The organism is Kosakonia oryziphila, from assembly GCF_900094795.1.
GTDB classification, from domain to species: domain Bacteria; phylum Pseudomonadota; class Gammaproteobacteria; order Enterobacterales; family Enterobacteriaceae; genus Kosakonia; species Kosakonia oryziphila.
Genome location: NZ_FMBC01000011.1, coordinates 20,996 through 38,971 on the forward strand (window position 1 = coordinate 20,996; position 17,976 = coordinate 38,971).

A 17,976-nucleotide genomic window follows, 5' to 3' on the forward strand; every position below is an offset into this window, starting at 1 on the left:
GGAAGGAACAGCATGACAGATGTAACCGTAAAAACGCTGGCCGCTGAGATTCAGACCTCCGTGGACCGCCTGGTACAGCAATTTGCTGATGCAGGGATCCGCAAGTCCGCTGAAGACTCAGTGACGGCACAAGAAAAGCAGACGCTCCTGGCGCACCTGAACCGTGAACACGGTTCGTCGCCGGATAAGCTGACGCTGCAGCGCAAAACGCGCAGCACATTAAGTATCCAGGGCACCGGTGGTAAAAGTAAATCGGTGCAGATCGAAGTCCGTAAAAAACGCACCTTTGTAAAACGCGATCCACAAGAGGCTGAACGTCTCGCTGCGGAAGAAGAGGCGACGCGTGAAGCGGAAGAGAAGGCTCGTCGTGAAGCAGAGGAAGCCGCTGAGCGCGAAGCCGAGGAAAAAGCGAAGCGTGAGGCCGAAAGTCGTCTGAAACGTGAAGCTGAAGAAAAAGCTAAACGCGAACATGCTGAAAATGCAAAACGCGAGGCTGCGGAAAATAGCAAAGTGAGCAACCAACAATCTGACGAAATGACCAGGGCAGCCCAGACGGAGAAATCCCGTCGCGAAGCTGAAGCGCAAGAACTCAAGCGCAAAGCGGAAGAAGAGGCTCGCCGTAAACTGGAAGAAAATGCGCGCCGCGTAGCGGAAGAAGCTCGTCGTATGGCGGAACAAAATGAAAATGGCTGGGTAGCCAGCAGCGATGAAGAAGAGACTACCGGCGATTATCATGTAACCACTTCGCAGCATGCGCGACAGGCGGAAGATGACAACGACCGTGAAGTTGAAGGTGGTCGTGGTCGTACCCGCACTGCTAAAGCGCCGCGTCCGAAGAAAGGTAACAAGCACGCTGAAAGCAAAGCTGATCGTGAAGAAGCGCGTGCAGCGGTTCGCGGTGGCAAAGGTGGCCGTCAGCGTAAAGGTTCTGCTTTGCAGCAGGGCTTCCAGAAGCCAGCGCAGGTGGTTAACCGTGACGTGGTAATCGGTGAAACCCTCACCGTTGGTGAACTGGCGAACAAGATGGCCGTTAAAGGTTCTCAGGTCATCAAAGCCATGATGAAATTGGGTGCGATGGCAACCATCAACCAGGTTATCGACCAGGAAACTGCGCAGCTCGTTGCTGAAGAAATGGGCCACAAAGTGATCCTGCGTCGTGAAAACGAGCTGGAAGAAGCGGTAATGAGCGACCGTGATACTGGGGCTGCGGCTGAACCGCGCGCGCCGGTTGTGACCATCATGGGTCACGTTGACCACGGTAAAACCTCTCTGCTGGACTACATCCGTTCGACGAAAGTGGCCTCCGGCGAAGCGGGCGGCATTACTCAGCACATTGGTGCATACCACGTTGAAACCGACAACGGTATGATCACCTTCCTGGATACCCCCGGCCACGCCGCGTTTACTGCAATGCGTGCTCGCGGTGCTCAGGCGACGGACATCGTTGTTCTGGTCGTTGCTGCCGACGACGGCGTCATGCCGCAAACCATCGAAGCTATCCAGCATGCGAAAGCAGCGCAGGTGCCGGTGGTGGTTGCAGTGAACAAGATTGATAAACCTGAAGCTGATCCGGATCGCGTTAAAAACGAACTGGCTCAGTACGGTATCATCCCGGAAGAGTGGGGTGGAGAAAGCCAGTTCGTACACGTTTCTGCGAAAGCTGGTACAGGTATCGACGACCTGCTGGATGCAATCCTGCTGCAGGCCGAAGTGCTGGAATTGAAAGCTGTCCGTAAAGGTATGGCGAGCGGTGTCGTTATCGAATCCTTCCTGGATAAAGGTCGTGGTCCGATTGCTTCCGTTCTGGTTCGTGAAGGTACGCTGCATAAAGGCGATATCGTTCTGTGCGGCTTCGAATACGGCCGTGTGCGTGCGATGCGTGACGAGCTTGGCCGTGAAGTCACTGAAGCGGGTCCGTCTATTCCGGTGGAAATCCTCGGTCTTTCCGGCGTTCCTGCTGCGGGCGATGAAGCAACCGTGGTGCGTGACGAGAAGAAAGCGCGTGAAGTTGCGCTGTATCGTCAGGGTAAATTCCGCGAAGTTAAACTGGCGCGTCAGCAGAAATCCAAACTGGAAAACATGTTTGCCAACATGACTGAAGGCGAAGTTCACGAAGTGAATATCGTACTGAAGGCTGACGTTCAGGGCTCTGTCGAAGCAATCTCCGATTCTCTGCTGAAACTCTCTACTGAAGAAGTGAAAGTGAAGATCGTGGGTTCCGGTGTCGGTGGTATCACCGAAACCGACGCGACTCTGGCTGCTGCGTCCAACGCTATTCTGGTTGGCTTTAACGTTCGTGCTGATGCCTCTGCACGTCGCGTTATCGAATCTGAAGGTCTGGATCTGCGTTACTACTCGGTCATCTATAACCTGATCGACGAAGTGAAAGCAGCGATGAGCGGTATGCTCTCTCCAGAACTGAAACAGCAGATCATCGGTCTGGCGGAAGTTCGTGATGTGTTCAAATCACCGAAATTCGGCGCGATCGCAGGCTGTATGGTTACTGAAGGCGTGGTTAAACGTCACAACCCGATCCGCGTCCTGCGCGACAACGTGGTTATCTATGAAGGCGAGCTGGAATCTCTGCGTCGCTTCAAAGATGACGTGAACGAAGTCCGTAACGGCATGGAATGTGGTATTGGCGTGAAGAACTACAACGATGTGCGCACTGGCGATATGATCGAAGTGTTCGAAATTATCGAAATTCAGCGCACAATCGAGTAATCCGCATCGCCTTTCGGGCTGCGGCGTTGGTGGCATGTGCACACCCCAGTTACAGAGTTATCTGTGCTGCTGGGGTATGAATTTGTCGTCCTGCTGTAACCCGCAATTCATAGTGGATACAAATATTGTTGGCCGGGTAAGCGAAGCGCCACCCGGCAGAATATCAAAAGGGGCTACGGCCCCTTTTTAGTCTGGAGAATTATTATGGCGAAAGAATTTGGTCGCCCGCAGCGCGTAGCCCAGGAACTGCAAAAAGAAATTGCGATTATCCTGCAGCGTGAAATCAAAGATCCGCGACTGGGGATGATGACCACCGTATCCGGTGTTGAAGTTTCCCGCGATCTGGCTTATGCCAAAGTGTTTGTCACCTTCCTTAACGACAAAGATGAAGCTTCTGTTAAAGCGGGCATCAAAGCGTTACAGGACGCTTCTGGTTTTATTCGTACCCTGCTGGGTAAAGCGATGCGCCTGCGTATCGTGCCGGAACTGACCTTCTTCTACGACAATTCGCTGGTGGAAGGGATGCGTATGTCCAACCTGGTGACCAGCGTGGTGAAGCATGATGATGAACGTCGTGTGAATCCGGATGACAGCAAGGAGGACTGATGAGTCGTCCTCGTCGTCGTGGTCGCGACGTGCATGGCGTGTTGCTGCTTGATAAACAGCAAGGCGCATCAAGCAATGATGTGCTGCAAAAGGTCAAACGCCTTTACAATGCTAATCGTGCCGGGCATACCGGGGCGCTGGATCCACTGGCGACCGGTATGTTGCCAGTTTGCCTGGGTGAAGCGACAAAGTTTTCCCAGTATCTGCTGGATTCTGATAAACGCTATCGGGTCATTGCACGGTTGGGCCAGCGAACTGACACTTCTGATGCAGATGGGCAAATTGTCGAAGAGCGTCCGGTAACCTTTACTGACGAGCAATTGGCTGCGGCGCTGGAAAGCTTCCGTGGCGATACGCAGCAAGTGCCATCAATGTATTCCGCACTGAAGTATCAGGGAAAGAAACTCTACGAGTATGCGCGTCAGGGGCTTGAAGTGCCGCGTGAACCCCGGCCTATTACCGTTTATGAGTTGCTATTTATTCGTCATGAAGGTAATGAGCTGGAGCTGGAAATCCACTGTTCTAAAGGGACTTACATCCGCACCATTATTGACGATCTGGGCGAGAAGCTGGGTTGTGGCGCGCATGTTATCTACCTGCGTCGACTGGCGGTGAGCAAATACCCGGTTGAGCGGATGGTCACCCTGGAACACCTGCATGAGCTGGTGACTCAGGCTGAGCAACAGAATATTCCAGCGGCGCAGCTACTGGATCCGCTGTTGATGCCGATGGACAGCCCGGCATCCGATTTTCCTGTCGTCAATATTCCTTCTGTCGTGGCCGCGTATTTTAAAAACGGTCAGCCGGTACGCGCATCTGCCGCGCCAAAAGAGGGGCTGGTACGCGTGACGGAAGGTGATGAAGGTAAATTTATCGGTATGGGTGAGATGGATGATGATGGTCGCGTGGCGCCGCGTCGTCTGGTTGTTGAGTATCCTGCTGTATAACGGCTTACCTTGCGAGAACCTGTCACTACGAGTAGAATATTGCCGCTTAACGTTGGGCTATGTATTTAACATTGCCCGGCGTTAAACCCTGGAGCGCTGAATTAGAGATCGGCGCCCTTTCATTTATAAATACTTTGGAGTTTTAAAATGTCTCTAAGTACTGAAGCTACAGCTAAAATCGTTTCTGAGTTTGGTCGTGATGCAAACGACACCGGTTCTACCGATGTTCAGGTTGCTCTGTTGACTGCACAGATCAACCACCTGCAGGGCCACTTTGCAGAGCACAAAAAAGATCACCACAGCCGTCGTGGTCTGCTGCGTATGGTTTCTCAGCGTCGTAAACTGCTCGACTACCTGAAACGCAAAGATGTTGCGCGCTACACCTCGCTGATCGAGCGTCTGGGTCTGCGTCGCTAATTCTGGCGAGTTTCAAGAAGGGGCCTTTATGGCCCCTTTTTTCAACCAGGCGGCAGCAATTGGCAGTAAACTAATGTATTGTTGCCATGTATGTCTTCACTGCAGAGGTTCGCGCGGCTAATGAGAGGCTTTATCCGCAATGGGGCGGGTTAGGGTTGTCATTAGTCGCGAGGATGCATGAAGATTCGGTTTAATTGTCAGCATGCCTTTGGTGCGCTGACATTCATTAAGAAAGGACAGAATTTTGCTGAATCCGATCGTTCGTAAATTCCAGTACGGTCAACATACCGTTACGCTGGAAACCGGCATGATGGCTCGTCAGGCCACCGCTGCCGTAATGGTAAGCATGGATGACACTGCGGTATTTGTAACCGTTGTTGGCCAGAAAAAAGCGAAACCAGGTCAGGACTTTTTCCCGTTGACTGTTAACTATCAGGAGCGTACCTACGCTGCTGGTAAAATCCCAGGTGGTTTTTTCCGTCGTGAAGGCCGTCCGAGCGAAGGTGAAACCCTGATTGCGCGTCTGATTGACCGTCCGGTTCGCCCGCTGTTCCCGGAAGGCTTCGTCAACGAAGTTCAGGTTATTGCGACCGTTGTTTCCGTGAACCCGCAGGTTAACCCGGATATCGTTTCTATGATTGGTGCTTCTGCAGCCCTGTCTCTGTCCGGTATTCCGTTCAATGGTCCGATCGGCGCCGCTCGCGTGGGCTACATCAACGACCAGTACGTGTTGAACCCGACCCAGGAAGAGCTGAAAGCGAGCAAGCTGGATCTGGTTGTTGCCGGTACTGAAGCGGCTGTTCTGATGGTGGAATCTGAAGCAGAACTGCTGAGCGAAGATCAAATGCTGGGCGCTGTGGTATTTGGCCACGAACAGCAGCAAGTTGTTATCCAGAACATCAACGAGCTGGTGAAAGAAGCTGGCAAACCGCGTTGGGACTGGCAGCCGGAAGCTGTGAACGAAGCGCTGAACGCGCGCGTTGCTGCTCTGGCAGGATCTCGTCTGAGCGATGCATACCGCATCACCGACAAGCAGGAACGTTACACTCAGGTTGATGCAATCAAATCTGAAACTATTGCGGCTCTGACTGCCGAAGACGAAACGCTGGATGCTAACGAGCTGGGCGAAATACTGCACGCTATCGAGAAAAATGTTGTGCGTAGCCGCGTACTGGCTGGTGAACCGCGCATCGATGGCCGCGAAAAAGATATGATCCGTGGTCTGGACGTTCGTACTGGTGTTCTGCCGCGTACTCATGGCTCTGCACTGTTCACCCGTGGTGAAACTCAGGCGCTGGTAACGGCAACACTGGGCACTGCACGTGATGCGCAGATCATCGACGAGCTGATGGGCGAGCGTACTGACTCTTTCCTGTTCCACTATAACTTCCCTCCGTACTCCGTAGGGGAAACCGGGATGGTCGGTTCGCCGAAGCGTCGTGAAATCGGTCACGGTCGTCTGGCAAAACGCGGCGTGTTGGCCGTGATGCCGGATGCAGACAAATTCCCGTACACCGTTCGTGTGGTTTCTGAAATCACCGAATCCAACGGTTCTTCTTCTATGGCTTCCGTGTGCGGCGCTTCTCTGGCGCTGATGGATGCGGGCGTGCCGGTGAAAGCAGCCGTTGCAGGTATCGCAATGGGTCTGGTGAAAGAAGGCGACAACTTTGTTGTTCTGTCTGACATCCTTGGCGATGAAGATCACCTGGGCGATATGGACTTTAAAGTAGCGGGTTCCCGCGACGGTATCTCTGCGCTGCAGATGGATATCAAAATTGAGGGTATCACCAAAGAGATCATGCAGGTCGCGCTGAACCAGGCGAAAGGTGCACGTCTGCATATCCTGGGCGTGATGGAGCAGGCGATCAACGCGCCGCGTGGCGATATCTCTGAGTTCGCACCGCGTATCCACACCATCAAGATCAACCCGGACAAAATCAAAGACGTTATCGGTAAAGGCGGTTCTGTTATCCGTGCATTGACCGAAGAAACGGGCACCACTATTGAAATCGAAGATGACGGTACCGTGAAAATAGCGGCGACCGATGGTGAAAAAGCGAAATTTGCTATTCGCCGTATCGAAGAAATCACCGCCGAGATCGAAGTGGGCCGTATCTACAATGGTAAAGTGACCCGTATCGTTGACTTTGGCGCGTTTGTTGCCATCGGCGGCGGTAAAGAAGGTCTGGTACATATCTCCCAGATCGCCGATAAGCGCGTTGAGAAAGTGACCGATTATCTGCAGATGGGCCAGGAAGTGCCGGTGAAAGTTCTGGAGGTTGATCGCCAGGGCCGTATTCGTCTGAGCATCAAAGAAGCAACTGAACAAACTCAGCCTGCTGAAGCGTTAGAAGCGCCGCAAGCAGAGCAGGGCGAGTAAGGTTGCCTTTGCCCTCCGCCATCAGGTGGAGGGCTTATTAGCAGGCAGGACGCCATGTTTGCAGCCGGGGGACAGGACGTTCATCCAATTGTTGTCTTCGGGAGTGGGAAATGAAGCCTTTTTTGCGCTGGTGTTTCGTTGCGACAGCTTTAACGCTGGCAGGATGCAGCAACTCTGCCTGGCGTAAGAGCGAAGTCCTCGCGGTGCCATTGCAACCGACTTTGCAGCAAGAAGTGATTCTGGCACGCATGGAACAAATTCTTGCCAGTCGGGCTTTAACCGATGACGAACGCGCACAGCTTTTATATGAGCGCGGAGTGTTGTATGATAGCCTCGGTCTGAGAGCTTTAGCGCGGAATGATTTTTCACAAGCGCTGGCAATTCGACCGGATATGGCCGAAGCATTCAACTACTTAGGCATTTATTTAACGCAGGCAGGCAATTTTGATGCTGCCTATGAAGCGTTTGATTCTGTACTTGAGCTTGATCCAACTTACAACTACGCGCGCTTGAATCGCGGGATCGCATTGTATTACGGCGGTCGCGATAAGTTAGCGCAAGATGATCTGCTGGCGTTTTATCAAGACGATCCTAATGATCCTTTCCGTAGCCTGTGGCTTTACATCGTTGAGCGAAAGCTTGATGAGAAAAAGGCGAAAGAAGCACTGAAACAGCGCTTCGAGAAATCGGACAAGGGACAATGGGGATGGAATATTGTCGAGTTCTACCTCGGTGACATTAGCGAAGCAACGCTGATGGATCGCCTGAAGGCAGACGCAACGGATAACACCTCGCTCGCTGAGCATCTCAGTGAAACCAACTTCTATTTAGGTAAGTATTACCTAAGTCTGGGGGATAAGGACAGCGCCACGGCACTGTTCAAACTAGCGGTTGCCAACAACGTCCATAATTTTGTTGAGCACCGTTACGCATTGTTGGAATTAGCGCTCTTGGGCCAGGAGCATGACGACCTGGCAGAATCGGACCAGCAATAGCTGACGAACGTATCAGCCCTTAATCTCTTTTGATTGTCATCATCTTCACGGGTGAGGGCTTTATTGTTCGTTAATTAATCTACTTTGAGCCGGTTCACACTTTTCAATGAAAATTGCTAATCATTTTCACGATGAGTTATGTAGACTGGCCGCCAATGACATAGAGGCACTTGTACTACATGGCTGAATTCGAAACCACTTTTGCAGATCTGGGGCTGAAGGCTCCTATCCTTGAAGCCCTGAACGATCTCGGTTACGAAAAACCATCTCCGATCCAGGCTGAGTGCATTCCGCACCTGCTGTCTGGTCGTGACGTACTGGGCATGGCCCAGACTGGTAGCGGTAAAACCGCAGCGTTTTCTCTTCCGTTGCTTCACAACATCGATTCGGGCCTGCGTGCACCGCAGATCCTCGTACTTGCTCCGACCCGCGAACTGGCGGTTCAGGTAGCTGAAGCAATGACCGATTTTTCTAAACATATGCATGGCGTAAACGTGGTCGCTCTGTACGGCGGCCAGCGTTATGACGTGCAATTACGCGCCCTGCGCCAGGGGCCGCAAATCGTTGTCGGTACTCCGGGGCGTCTGCTGGATCACCTGAAACGCGGCACGCTGGATCTCTCTAAACTGAGCGGTCTGGTTCTGGATGAAGCCGACGAAATGCTGCGCATGGGCTTTATCGAAGACGTTGAAACAATTATGGCGCAGATCCCGGAAGGTCATCAGACCGCTCTGTTCTCTGCAACCATGCCGGAAGCTATCCGTCGCATTACCCGCCGCTTTATGAAAGAGCCGCAGGAAGTGCGTATTCAGTCCAGCGTAACCACTCGCCCGGACATCAGCCAGAGCTACTGGACTGTGTACGGCATGCGCAAAAACGAAGCGCTGGTTCGTTTCCTCGAAGCGGAAGATTTTGATGCGGCGATCATCTTCGTTCGTACCAAAAACGCGACACTGGAAGTGGCTGAAGCCCTGGAGCACAACGGCTATAACAGCGCCGCGCTGAACGGCGACATGAACCAGGCGCTGCGTGAGCAGACTCTGGAACGCCTGAAAGATGGTCGTCTTGATATCCTGATCGCCACTGATGTTGCAGCGCGTGGTCTGGATGTTGAGCGTATCAGCCTGGTTGTTAACTACGACATTCCGATGGATTCTGAATCCTATGTTCACCGTATCGGCCGTACCGGTCGTGCGGGTCGCGCTGGCCGTGCGCTGCTGTTCGTTGAGAACCGCGAACGTCGTCTGCTGCGTAACATCGAACGTACAATGAAGCTGACCATTCCGGAAGTCGAGCTGCCGAACGCAGAACTGCTGGGCAAACGCCGTCTGGAAAAATTTGCCGCCAAAGTACAGCAGCAGCTGGAAAGCAGCGATTTGGATCAATACCGCGCGCTGCTGGCGAAAATCCAGCCTTCTTCTGAAGAAGAGATGGACATTGAAACGCTGGCTGCTGCACTGCTGAAAATGGCACAGGGCGAACGCCCGCTGATTCTGCCGCCGGATGCGCCGATGCGCCCGCGTCGCGAATTCCGCGAACGCGATGACCGTTTCGAACGCCGTGGTGATCGTAACGACCGCAGCCCGCGCGGCGAGCGTTACGAGCGTGGTGGTGAAGATCGTCCGCGTCGTGAACGTCGTGACGTTGGCGAAATGGAACTGTACCGCATTGAAGTGGGTCGTGATGACGGTGTTGAAGTTCGTCATATCGTCGGCGCGATTGCTAATGAAGGCGATATCAGCAGCCGTTACATCGGTAACATTAAGCTGTTTGGTTCGCACTCCACCATTGAGCTGCCGAAGGGTATGCCGGGTGAAGTTCTGCAGCACTTCACGCGTACGCGTATTCTCAATAAACCGATGAATATGCAATTGCTGGGCGATGCACAACCGCGCGAGCGTAACGAACGTCGCGGTGGCGGTGAGCGCCGTGCTGGTGTTGGTGGTGAACGTCGTGAAGGCGGTCGTGGCGAAGGCCGTCGTTTCAGCGGTGAGCGTCAGGAAGGCCGTAGTTTTGGCGGCGAACGTCGTGCTCCGCGCCGCGATCGTGACGAAAGCACCAGCCGTCGCCGCAACGACGCATAATTTTCCTTACGATCTGTAAAGAAAAAGGTACAGCCCCGGTCAAAACGATCGGGGCTTTTTTTATTCGGAGTGTACTCATGTACTGGTACAATGCGGCAGCCTGAATCCAGGCTTTGAATCCACAGGAGAAGATTTCAGATGTCGACACTGACAACCACACAGGCTTCCCCTTCGCTGTTCGGCGGGGTGGTAATTATCGGCGGCACCATCATTGGCGCAGGCATGTTCTCGTTGCCCGTAGTGATGTCCGGCGCGTGGTTCTGCTGGTCACTGGTGGCATTGCTGTTTACATGGTTCTGTATGCTGCACTCGGGTCTGATGATACTTGAGGCTAACCTTAACTATCGCAGCGGGGCAAGTTTCGACACCATCACCAAAGATCTACTGGGAAAAGGCTGGAATCTGGTGAATGGCGTCTCGATTGCCTTCGTGCTCTATATTCTGACTTACGCTTATATTTCGGCGAGCAGCTCCATTCTGCATCATACCTTTGGCGAAATGTCGCTGAATGTGTCGCCGCGTCTGGCGGGATTGTGCTTTGCATTGGGCGTTGCTTTTATCGTTTGGCTCTCCACGCACGCAGTCAGCCGTATGACGGCGATTGTTCTGGGGGCTAAAGTGATCACTTTTTTCCTCACATTTGGCAGCCTGCTCGGGCACGTGCAGCCCGCGACGTTATTTAATGTGGCGCAAAGCAACGCATCCTATACCCCCTATTTGTTGATGACGCTGCCGTTTTGCCTTGCCTCATTTGGCTATCACGGCAACGTCCCAAGCCTGATGAAATACTACGGCAAAGATCCGCGCACCATCACCCGTTGCCTGGTCTACGGCACGCTACTGGCGCTGGGGCTGTATGTTGTCTGGCTACTGGTGACGATGGGCAATATCCCGCGTCCGGCATTTATTGAGATCGCAGCGAAGGGCGGCAACATTGATGTACTGGTACAGGCGCTCAGCGGCGTGTTGAACAGCCGTAGTCTGGATCTGCTGTTAGTGATTTTCTCAAACTTTGCGGTTGCCAGCTCATTCCTGGGCGTGACTTTGGGGCTGTTTGATTATCTGGCGGATCTATTTGGCTTTGATGATTCGCCGACTGGACGTTTCAAAACGGCTTTGCTGACGTTTGTGCCGCCGATTGTCGGTGGTTTACTGTGGCCGAATGGTTTTCTGTATGCCATTGGTTATGCGGGGTTGGCGGCAACGATTTGGGCGGCGATTGTTCCTGCGCTGCTGGCGAATGCGTCACGTAAACGCTTTGGCAGCCCGGCGTTTCGCGTCTGGGGCGGCAAGCCAATGATTATCCTGATTCTGCTGTTTGGCATCGGTAACGCCGTAGTACACTTGCTTTCCAGTTTTAATCTGCTGCCGGTTTATCAGTAATTTGCAAGCCGGGTGGCGCTCACCCGGCCCGTAAACCCATCCGGTACAGACAAAAGTTATCCGGACAATGCTTCTTTTACCTGCATAGCAAGCTCAAAAGAGTAGAGCCGTGCCTGGTGATCGAAAATTTGCCCATTAACCATAATCTCGTCCGCGTCCGTTTCCCTCAGGATAGACTCAAGCCCGTGGCGCACCTTCGCTTTATCCCCGACCAGCGACATGCTCAGCGCCTGCTGTACGCCATATTGTTCCGACGGTGACCAGAACTGATCCATATTGGCGATCGGCGGTGGCAATTGCGCCGTTTCACCTCGCCGCAGTTTCACAAACGCTTGCTGCATGGAGGTAAAGAGGAATTCCGCATCGCGGTTGCTGTCGGCGACAACAATGTTGATGCACACCATCGCATAGGGTTTCTCCAGCCGTGCTGACGGTTTGAAATTCGTACGATAGAGATGCAGCGCCTGGAACAACATATCTGGCGCAAAGTGCGAGGCAAAAGCAAACGGCAGGCCGAGTTGTGCGGCTAGTTGTGCGCTGTACAGGCTGGAACCCAGCAACCAGACCGGGATCTGCTCACCGTAGCCCGGCACTGGACGGACATGCGGATTTGGATCGCGGGCGTCAAACCAGTCCACCAGTTCGGCAACATCGCGCGGGAAGTTATCGATATCGCCGCTCATATGGCGACGTAACGCCATCATGGTGCGCTGATCGCTGCCCGGCGCGCGGCCGAGACCCAAATCGATGCGACCCGGATAAAGTGTATTCAGCGTGCCGAACTGCTCGGCAATCACCAGCGGCGAGTGGTTCGGCAGCATCACTCCGCCGGAACCCAGGTGCAGGGTCTGCGTATTGGCGGCAAGGTAGTCAATCAGCACCGACGTCGCTGCGCTGGCGATACCCGTCATATTGTGGTGTTCGGCCAGCCAGTAACGGTGATAACCACGTTTCTCGGCCAATCTCGCCAGATCCAGCGAATGGGTAAACGCCTCGCGGGCAGAAGAACCTTGTGGGATCGGTGCGAGATCCAGCACCGAAAAGGGAATTGTTTTCTCAGACATAGAAACTCACTTTGCTACAGCATCGTCATCATATTGAAGGTCTTCTTCCAGCCTGGCCCAGAGTGGCGGGACAGGCCAGAAAAGCTGCAACTTTTATAGTGCATTAACCTTTGCTGAAAGCTGTTAACAAAGTGAGCTTTATTAAAGTGCTAACTGTAAACCGGGCAGCCTGCGCCAGTAGCCATTACAGTCGCTGTGAGCAGCAAGTTGCAGCGGCGCGTTGCCTGTTTCATTAGCTTTGAACGCGTCCAGCATGGCGAACGTTTCCGGTCCCATCGGCGACAGACGCACGATATCGACAACCTCTTTCATCGAAACCAGCTCATTGCCGAGGTTATAGACATAGCCGCTCATCGTCTGAATGCCATTAAGAACAAATACCTGCTGGTTCTCCTGCGACACCATGCTGCGCCCGTTCGGGTATTTAATGCAGCAGGTTTCACACTCATCCTTCGGCCTGTCTTCTGAGCGAGCGGTAAAGCAGCGGGCGGAATACGCCAGCGGCAGGTGGCCGTAGCTCAACACTTCTACTTCAAACTGCCGACGAATACCCAGTGTTTCGCACTGTTCGAGCAAATTGACCAGCCAGTCACGGGAAAGCTCGACCGGCATACACCAGCGCACCATGCCTTGTTTTAGCAGCAGACGCAGCGTCACGGCGTTATAGCAGTTAAGAGCATGGCCGGCAACGAAAGGCAACTTGCGGTCAGCGCACATGTTCACTACGCCCAAATCGCTGGCTTCCAGCAGAAATTCGCCGTTATCAACATAGCGCTTCAGTTCATTTAATTCTGAAGAGGCTTGCACCAGCGCCAGCGTAGAGAGTACAACCTGTTTGCCGCCAGCAGCGAGCGCTTTTGCCATATCCAGCCAGTCGCCCACTTTGGTCGCGCGACGCTTGCTGCACACTGCCTCGCCAAGATAAATCACATCAGCGCTGCTGCTGGCAGCCTGGCGGTAAAAACTTTCCAGCGTCTCTTTTGGCCAGTAATAAAGAACCGGCCCTAATGAATATTTCATTGTCTACCTACTGCCATTTACGGTGATATGCACCGAGCGTGGTTTGTGTGCCTTCTGACATGGCCCCTAATGTCTCCATCCATACGGATTGCGGGACAAAGTCCTGCGGCGCAGCCATGCAGCGATCGATAGCCTGACGCCATACCTTCGCTACCTGGCTGACATACGCCGGGCTGCGCTGACGACCTTCTATTTTTACTGAGGCGATATTTGCTGCCAACAATTCCGGTAGCAGTTCCAGCGTATTCAGGCTGGTAGGCTCTTCCAGCGCATGATAACGCTCGCCATCTACCAGATAACGCCCTTTACACAGCGTGGGATAACCCGCGTTTTCCCCCTCCTGATAGCGGTCGATCAGCACGTCATTCAGACGGGATTCCAGCCCCTGCGGCGTTTGTTGCCAGCGGACAAAACGCGCGGGTGAACAGGCGCCTACGGTATTGGGCGATTCGCCGGTGAGATAGGAGGAGAGGTAGCAACGGCCTTCGGCCATAATGCACAGGCTACCGAAAGCGAAGACTTCCAGAGGAACAGGCGTCGTGCGCGCGAGTTGTTTCACCTGATGAATGGATAAAACTCGCGGCAGAACCACACGTGCGACATCAAAGTGGCGGTGGTAAAAGCGGATTGCTTCTTCGTTGGTGGCGGAGGCCTGTACGGAAACATGACGCTCAATATGTGGATAACGCTCGGCGGCGTATTCCAGCATCGCCAGATCGGCGAGGATCAGCGCATCGGCACCAATCTGCGCGGCCATATCCACGGCCCGCTCCCAACGCTGGTAACCATCCGGATGCGCAAAAGTATTAATGGCGATATGCAGTTTGCGGCGGTGCTGATGAACAAAACTCACCGCCTCCTGGAGTTTTTTCTCCGTAAAGTTGAGTCCGGCGAAATGGCGGGCGTTCGTATCATCTTTCAGGCCGATATAAACCGCATCGGCACCGTTTTCGATAGCCGCCTTCAATGCCGGAAGGTTTCCGGCAGGGCAGAGCAACTCCATAGTTTATCCTGCAATCAGGGGCCAGAAGGCCCGGACGTACCCCGTAGGGCCGTCAAAATTGTTAACGAGCTGGGATTTTAGTTAACCTGCTGGCGACAATTTTTGATTTGAGGCAGTTAAATGCGTATTGATAGAGCCATAACTGCCGTCTATTTATTGCCTGATTGTTGATTTGTGCCGCTATGCCATTACGGGAATGTGGCAAAATAGTCGCAATTATCATTTCTGGGAGTTAAGCCCGTGTTGGATTCATTGCGCTCACGTCTTGTTCACTTCGGCCCGGCATTATTAAGCGTTCCGGTTAAGCTAACACCTTTCGCCATTAAGCGTCAGGTGCTGGAGCAGGTGCTGCGATGGCAATTCCAGCAGGCGCTGGCGGACGGAGAGCTTGAGTTTCTCGAAGGCCGCTGGTTAAGTATTCAGGTACGGGATATTGGCCTGACGTGGTATACCTCTGTTGAGAATAGTCAGTTGATTGTACGTGAGTCAGCTGATGCTGATGTTAGCTTCAGCGCGGACGCCAGCGATTTGCTGATGATTGCCGCGCGCAAACAGGATCCGGATACACTCTTTTTCCAGCGTCGGCTGGTAATTGAAGGCGATACTGAGCTTGGACTGTACGTAAAAAATCTGATGGACGCCATTGAACTGGAGCAGATGCCAAAACCCCTGCGGGTGATACTGCTACAACTGGCGGAATTTGTTGAGGCCGGCCTGCAAGCGCCGCCTGCAACGACACAACCTTCTGTAGGTGAGCCATGCTGATTAGAGTTGAAATTCCCATTGATGCGCCCGGTATCGACACGTTATTGCGTCGTAGTTTTGGTGGTGAAGGCGAAGCTACGCTGGTGCACAATCTGCGTGAGGAGGGTTTGATCACGCTGGGATTTGTCGCAACTGATGATGAAGGCCAGGTTGTGGGCTATGTGGCCTTTAGCCCTGTCACGGTTGCTGGTGAAGAGTTGCAATGGGTCGGGCTTGCGCCGCTGGCGGTCGATGAGCAATATCGCGGCCAGGGCATTGCGCGCCAGCTTGTCTATGAAGGGCTGGATTCGCTGAATGAATTTGGCTATGCCGCAGTGGTTACGTTGGGCGATCCGGCGTTCTATAGCCGTCTGGGGTTTGAAAAAGCCTCGCAGTACGATCTGCACTGCCGCTGGCCGCAAACGAATGAGGCGTTTTTAGTTCACCCTCTTGCGGAAGATGCGTTAAATGGCGTCGGTGGGATGGTGGAATACAGCGATCACTTCAAGCGTCTTTAGCGACTGTTGCTTGCAGGCTTTCCCGTAGCGCCTCGAACGTGCCATCTCCGGCGACGAGGCGCTCTTTCTGGCGTTTGGTTAACTGCTTGATGCGGTACTCCAGCCGTAATGCCAGCGATCTTTCTCCTACCTGTGCTGAAAAAACCAGCGCCAGCGCGCCTTTTCCCCGTAGCGCCTTTGCCCCTTTCCCGTTCTGATGCTGGGTAAAGCGACGCGCCACATCGGTGGTAATGCCGGTATACAGCATGTTGTCGGCGGTGCGGATAAGATAAAGAAACCAGGGCGTCATGGCATGATTCATTGTGTTAATGTGAACGGGAAAATAACACGAGGAAGAGAAAAAATGGAGACGCTTGTAGCCATTAACCGCTGGCTGGCGAAACAGCACGTTGTCAGTTGGTGCGTGGCGAACCGGGGCGAATTGTGGTGTGCTAATGCGTTTTACTTTTACGATGCGCAAAGAGTGGCGTTTTACATCCTTAGTGAAGATCACACACGCCACTCGCAGATGACCGGGCTTCAGGCGAAGGTGGCGGGAACCGTCAACGGCCAGCCGAAAACCGTGGCGCTGATTCGCGGTGTGCAATTTACCGGCGAGATCCGTCGTCTGGAAGAGGGGGAAAGCGAGGCACCGCGTGCGCAGTACAACCGTCGCTTTCCTGTTGCGCGCATGTTGTCAGCCCCTATGTGGGAGATTCGCCTTCACGAATTGAAATTCACTGACAACACAATGGGTTTTGGTAAAAAATTACACTGGCTCCGCGACTCAGGCGCCCAGTAAACGCAATGCCTCGCGGTTAAACGCGGGCAAATCTTCGGGGGTGCGGCTGGTCACCAGTTGATCTTTATCGATCACCACTTCCTGGTCATAGAACTCGCCACCGGCGTTTTTGACATCAACGACGATAGGCTTCACCGCAGTGAGCTTGCGTCCGCGTATGGCGTCCGCACTGATCAGTAACTGTGGGCCGTGACAAATGGCGAAGACGGGTTTACCGCTACTGATAAAATCACGGGTGAAGGTGACAAAACGGTCGTCGCCGCGCAAATAATCGGGGGAATGGCCGCCCGGTAGCAGCAGGGCGTCAAAATCCGCTGGCCGCACCTCATCAATGGCCTTATCAATCACTACTTCAGCTTCGCCTTGCTTGCCGTGGATGGTTTTCCCCGCTTGCTTCTCTATGGTGATTACCTCATGGCCGGCCTGACGAAATTCCTGTACCGGAGAGGTAAATTCTGAATCTTCAAACTCGTCGGTGATCAAGACTGCGATTTTCTTGCTCATAATTCCTCCGTTGTTTTGGCTTCAGCGTTCATTGTTATCCATACTGATAACCCATCAGATTATTAAGCCTGGTTTAGCTGGCAGGTATTGCAAGGCAGATTCATCTGCAAAAGGAGAGTAAATGCCACGCGTGATGATCACTGGCGCAACGGGCCTGGTTGGCGGACATTTGCTGCGATTACTGAGCAACGATGCGCGAGTCGGCACGATCGTAGCGCCAACGCGCCGCCCATTGTCGGGCTTTCCCGATGTCGAAAATCCATATGATCCGCAGTTAAGCGATGCGCTGGCGCAGGTGAATGGTGCGGTGGATACGGTTTTTTGCTGCCTTGGTACCACGCGCCGCGAAGCGGGGAGCGAAGAGGTTTTCGTGCATGTGGACTATACGCTAGTAATCGATACGGCATTAACCGGGCTGAGGCTTGGTGCCAGGCAGATGCTGGTGGTCAGCTCGCTGGGCGCAAATTCGCGTTCACCGTTTTTCTATAACCGGGTAAAAGGCGAGATGGAAAAAGCACTCATCGCGCAGGAGTGGCCCCGGCTGGTTATTGCCCGTCCCTCAATGCTGCTGGGGGATCGTGAAAAGCAGCGCATCAATGAATCACTGCTCGCACCGCTGTTTCGTCTGCTGCCGGGTAACTGGCAGTCGATCCGCGCTCAGGATGTCGCCCATGCGCTGCTGACATTGTCCTTCACTCCAGCGGAAGATCGCGTTGAGGTCATCGCCTCCGCGCAGTTACGCGCGATTGCGGTACGCTCGCAATTGGCAAAATAGTTTTCCCGGCGTACTATTCCCCGGCTTATTA

Annotated in this window: 18 protein-coding genes; 13 read left to right on the forward strand and 5 right to left on the reverse strand. The window is 53.6% G+C overall.

What is annotated here, in order from left to right:
* Window positions 1–12: 12 nt before the first annotated feature.
* From infB to mtr, 9 genes are all read left to right on the forward strand, one after another.
* The gene (gene infB, locus GA0061070_RS07145; RefSeq protein ID WP_090134854.1) at window positions 13–2,724 is read left to right on the forward strand and encodes a translation initiation factor IF-2; all 2,712 of its coding nucleotides are present in this window, start codon (window positions 13–15) and stop codon (window positions 2,722–2,724) included.
* Between the two features lie 204 nt (window positions 2,725–2,928).
* Complete coding sequence (gene rbfA, locus GA0061070_RS07150; RefSeq protein ID WP_035887947.1) at window positions 2,929–3,330, forward strand: 30S ribosome-binding factor RbfA; 402 nt, start codon at window positions 2,929–2,931, stop codon at window positions 3,328–3,330.
* The gene (truB, locus tag GA0061070_RS07155; RefSeq protein WP_090134856.1) at window positions 3,330–4,277 is read left to right on the forward strand and encodes a tRNA pseudouridine(55) synthase TruB; all 948 of its coding nucleotides are present in this window, start codon (window positions 3,330–3,332) and stop codon (window positions 4,275–4,277) included. Before rbfA ends, truB begins: the two co-directional genes overlap by 1 nt.
* Before the next feature lie 147 nt (window positions 4,278–4,424).
* Window positions 4,425–4,694 carry a 30S ribosomal protein S15 gene (rpsO, locus tag GA0061070_RS07160; RefSeq protein ID WP_007369931.1) on the forward strand — a complete coding sequence of 90 codons (270 nt, stop codon included), beginning with the start codon at window positions 4,425–4,427 and terminating at the stop codon, window positions 4,692–4,694.
* Window positions 4,695–4,938: 244 nt separating this feature from the next.
* Window positions 4,939–7,074 carry a polyribonucleotide nucleotidyltransferase gene (pnp, locus tag GA0061070_RS07165; RefSeq protein WP_090134859.1) on the forward strand — a complete coding sequence of 712 codons (2,136 nt, stop codon included), beginning with the start codon at window positions 4,939–4,941 and terminating at the stop codon, window positions 7,072–7,074.
* 110 nt (window positions 7,075–7,184) lie between these two features.
* Window positions 7,185–8,069, forward strand: coding sequence for a lipoprotein NlpI (nlpI, locus tag GA0061070_RS07170; RefSeq protein ID WP_090134861.1), 885 nt, complete (start codon window positions 7,185–7,187; stop codon window positions 8,067–8,069).
* Window positions 8,070–8,175: 106 nt separating this feature from the next.
* Entirely contained in the window at window positions 8,176–8,256 is an 81-nt protein-coding gene (gene yrbN, locus GA0061070_RS25940; protein ID WP_107147034.1) for a protein YrbN, read from the forward strand.
* Window positions 8,249–10,153, forward strand: coding sequence for a DEAD/DEAH family ATP-dependent RNA helicase (locus GA0061070_RS07175; RefSeq protein ID WP_090134863.1), 1,905 nt, complete (start codon window positions 8,249–8,251; stop codon window positions 10,151–10,153). The genes yrbN and GA0061070_RS07175 overlap by 8 nt, the downstream gene beginning before the upstream one ends.
* A gap of 138 nt (window positions 10,154–10,291) precedes the next feature.
* Window positions 10,292–11,536 (forward strand): tryptophan permease, encoded by a 1,245-nt coding sequence (gene mtr, locus GA0061070_RS07180; RefSeq protein WP_090134865.1) that lies wholly within the window; start codon window positions 10,292–10,294, stop codon window positions 11,534–11,536.
* Between the two features lie 56 nt (window positions 11,537–11,592).
* Here the strand turns inward: mtr and GA0061070_RS07185 are convergent, their stop codons facing one another.
* The 3 genes from GA0061070_RS07185 to ubiU form a co-directional block, all read right to left on the reverse strand.
* Window positions 11,593–12,600 (reverse strand): luciferase-like monooxygenase, encoded by a 1,008-nt coding sequence (locus tag GA0061070_RS07185; protein WP_090134867.1) that lies wholly within the window; start codon window positions 12,598–12,600, stop codon window positions 11,593–11,595.
* Window positions 12,601–12,741: 141 nt separating this feature from the next.
* Window positions 12,742–13,620 (reverse strand): U32 family peptidase, encoded by an 879-nt coding sequence (locus GA0061070_RS07190; protein WP_090134869.1) that lies wholly within the window; start codon window positions 13,618–13,620, stop codon window positions 12,742–12,744.
* A 7-nt stretch (window positions 13,621–13,627) separates the two neighbouring features.
* Window positions 13,628–14,623 carry a ubiquinone anaerobic biosynthesis protein UbiU gene (ubiU, locus tag GA0061070_RS07195; RefSeq protein WP_090134871.1) on the reverse strand — a complete coding sequence of 332 codons (996 nt, stop codon included), beginning with the start codon at window positions 14,621–14,623 and terminating at the stop codon, window positions 13,628–13,630.
* Window positions 14,624–14,863: 240 nt separating this feature from the next.
* Between ubiU and ubiT the strand changes: the two genes are divergently transcribed.
* Window positions 14,864–15,388, forward strand: coding sequence for a ubiquinone anaerobic biosynthesis accessory factor UbiT (gene ubiT, locus GA0061070_RS07200; RefSeq protein ID WP_090134873.1), 525 nt, complete (start codon window positions 14,864–14,866; stop codon window positions 15,386–15,388).
* On the forward strand, window positions 15,382–15,885 hold the full coding sequence (locus tag GA0061070_RS07205) for a GNAT family N-acetyltransferase (protein ID WP_090134875.1): 504 nt from the start codon (window positions 15,382–15,384) through the stop codon (window positions 15,883–15,885). The genes ubiT and GA0061070_RS07205 overlap by 7 nt, the downstream gene beginning before the upstream one ends.
* Here GA0061070_RS07205 and GA0061070_RS07210 read toward each other — a convergent pair.
* Window positions 15,872–16,174, reverse strand: coding sequence for a GIY-YIG nuclease family protein (locus tag GA0061070_RS07210; RefSeq protein WP_090134877.1), 303 nt, complete (start codon window positions 16,172–16,174; stop codon window positions 15,872–15,874). The genes GA0061070_RS07205 and GA0061070_RS07210 overlap by 14 nt on opposite strands.
* 54 nt (window positions 16,175–16,228) lie before the next feature.
* Between GA0061070_RS07210 and GA0061070_RS07215 the strand changes: the two genes are divergently transcribed.
* Window positions 16,229–16,666 carry a YhbP family protein gene (locus GA0061070_RS07215; protein WP_090134879.1) on the forward strand — a complete coding sequence of 146 codons (438 nt, stop codon included), beginning with the start codon at window positions 16,229–16,231 and terminating at the stop codon, window positions 16,664–16,666.
* Here the strand turns inward: GA0061070_RS07215 and GA0061070_RS07220 are convergent.
* The gene (locus GA0061070_RS07220) at window positions 16,652–17,170 is read right to left on the reverse strand and encodes a type 1 glutamine amidotransferase domain-containing protein (protein WP_090134881.1); all 519 of its coding nucleotides are present in this window, start codon (window positions 17,168–17,170) and stop codon (window positions 16,652–16,654) included. The two genes, GA0061070_RS07215 and GA0061070_RS07220, sit on opposite strands and share 15 nt — an antisense overlap.
* A 121-nt stretch (window positions 17,171–17,291) precedes the next feature.
* Between GA0061070_RS07220 and GA0061070_RS07225 the strand changes: the two genes are divergently transcribed.
* On the forward strand, window positions 17,292–17,945 hold the full coding sequence (locus GA0061070_RS07225; RefSeq protein WP_090134883.1) for a Rossmann-fold NAD(P)-binding domain-containing protein: 654 nt from the start codon (window positions 17,292–17,294) through the stop codon (window positions 17,943–17,945).
* Window positions 17,946–17,976: the final 31 nt, after the last annotated feature.

Coding starts and splice junctions, on each gene's coding strand:
- infB (WP_090134854.1), top strand. CDS start 13: ATGACAGATGTAACCGTAAAAACGCTGGCCGCTGAGATTCAGACCTCC.
- rbfA (WP_035887947.1), top strand. CDS start 2,929: ATGGCGAAAGAATTTGGTCGCCCGCAGCGCGTAGCCCAGGAACTGCAA.
- truB (WP_090134856.1), top strand. CDS start 3,330: ATGAGTCGTCCTCGTCGTCGTGGTCGCGACGTGCATGGCGTGTTGCTG.
- rpsO (WP_007369931.1), top strand. CDS start 4,425: ATGTCTCTAAGTACTGAAGCTACAGCTAAAATCGTTTCTGAGTTTGGT.
- nlpI (WP_090134861.1), top strand. CDS start 7,185: ATGAAGCCTTTTTTGCGCTGGTGTTTCGTTGCGACAGCTTTAACGCTG.
- yrbN (WP_107147034.1), top strand. CDS start 8,176: ATGAAAATTGCTAATCATTTTCACGATGAGTTATGTAGACTGGCCGCC.
- GA0061070_RS07175 (WP_090134863.1), top strand. CDS start 8,249: ATGGCTGAATTCGAAACCACTTTTGCAGATCTGGGGCTGAAGGCTCCT.
- mtr (WP_090134865.1), top strand. CDS start 10,292: ATGTCGACACTGACAACCACACAGGCTTCCCCTTCGCTGTTCGGCGGG.
- GA0061070_RS07185 (WP_090134867.1), bottom strand. CDS start 12,600: ATGTCTGAGAAAACAATTCCCTTTTCGGTGCTGGATCTCGCACCGATC.
- GA0061070_RS07190 (WP_090134869.1), bottom strand. CDS start 13,620: ATGAAATATTCATTAGGGCCGGTTCTTTATTACTGGCCAAAAGAGACG.
- ubiU (WP_090134871.1), bottom strand. CDS start 14,623: ATGGAGTTGCTCTGCCCTGCCGGAAACCTTCCGGCATTGAAGGCGGCT.
- GA0061070_RS07205 (WP_090134875.1), top strand. CDS start 15,382: ATGCTGATTAGAGTTGAAATTCCCATTGATGCGCCCGGTATCGACACG.
- GA0061070_RS07210 (WP_090134877.1), bottom strand. CDS start 16,174: ATGACGCCCTGGTTTCTTTATCTTATCCGCACCGCCGACAACATGCTG.
- GA0061070_RS07215 (WP_090134879.1), top strand. CDS start 16,229: ATGGAGACGCTTGTAGCCATTAACCGCTGGCTGGCGAAACAGCACGTT.
- GA0061070_RS07220 (WP_090134881.1), bottom strand. CDS start 17,170: ATGAGCAAGAAAATCGCAGTCTTGATCACCGACGAGTTTGAAGATTCA.
- GA0061070_RS07225 (WP_090134883.1), top strand. CDS start 17,292: ATGCCACGCGTGATGATCACTGGCGCAACGGGCCTGGTTGGCGGACAT.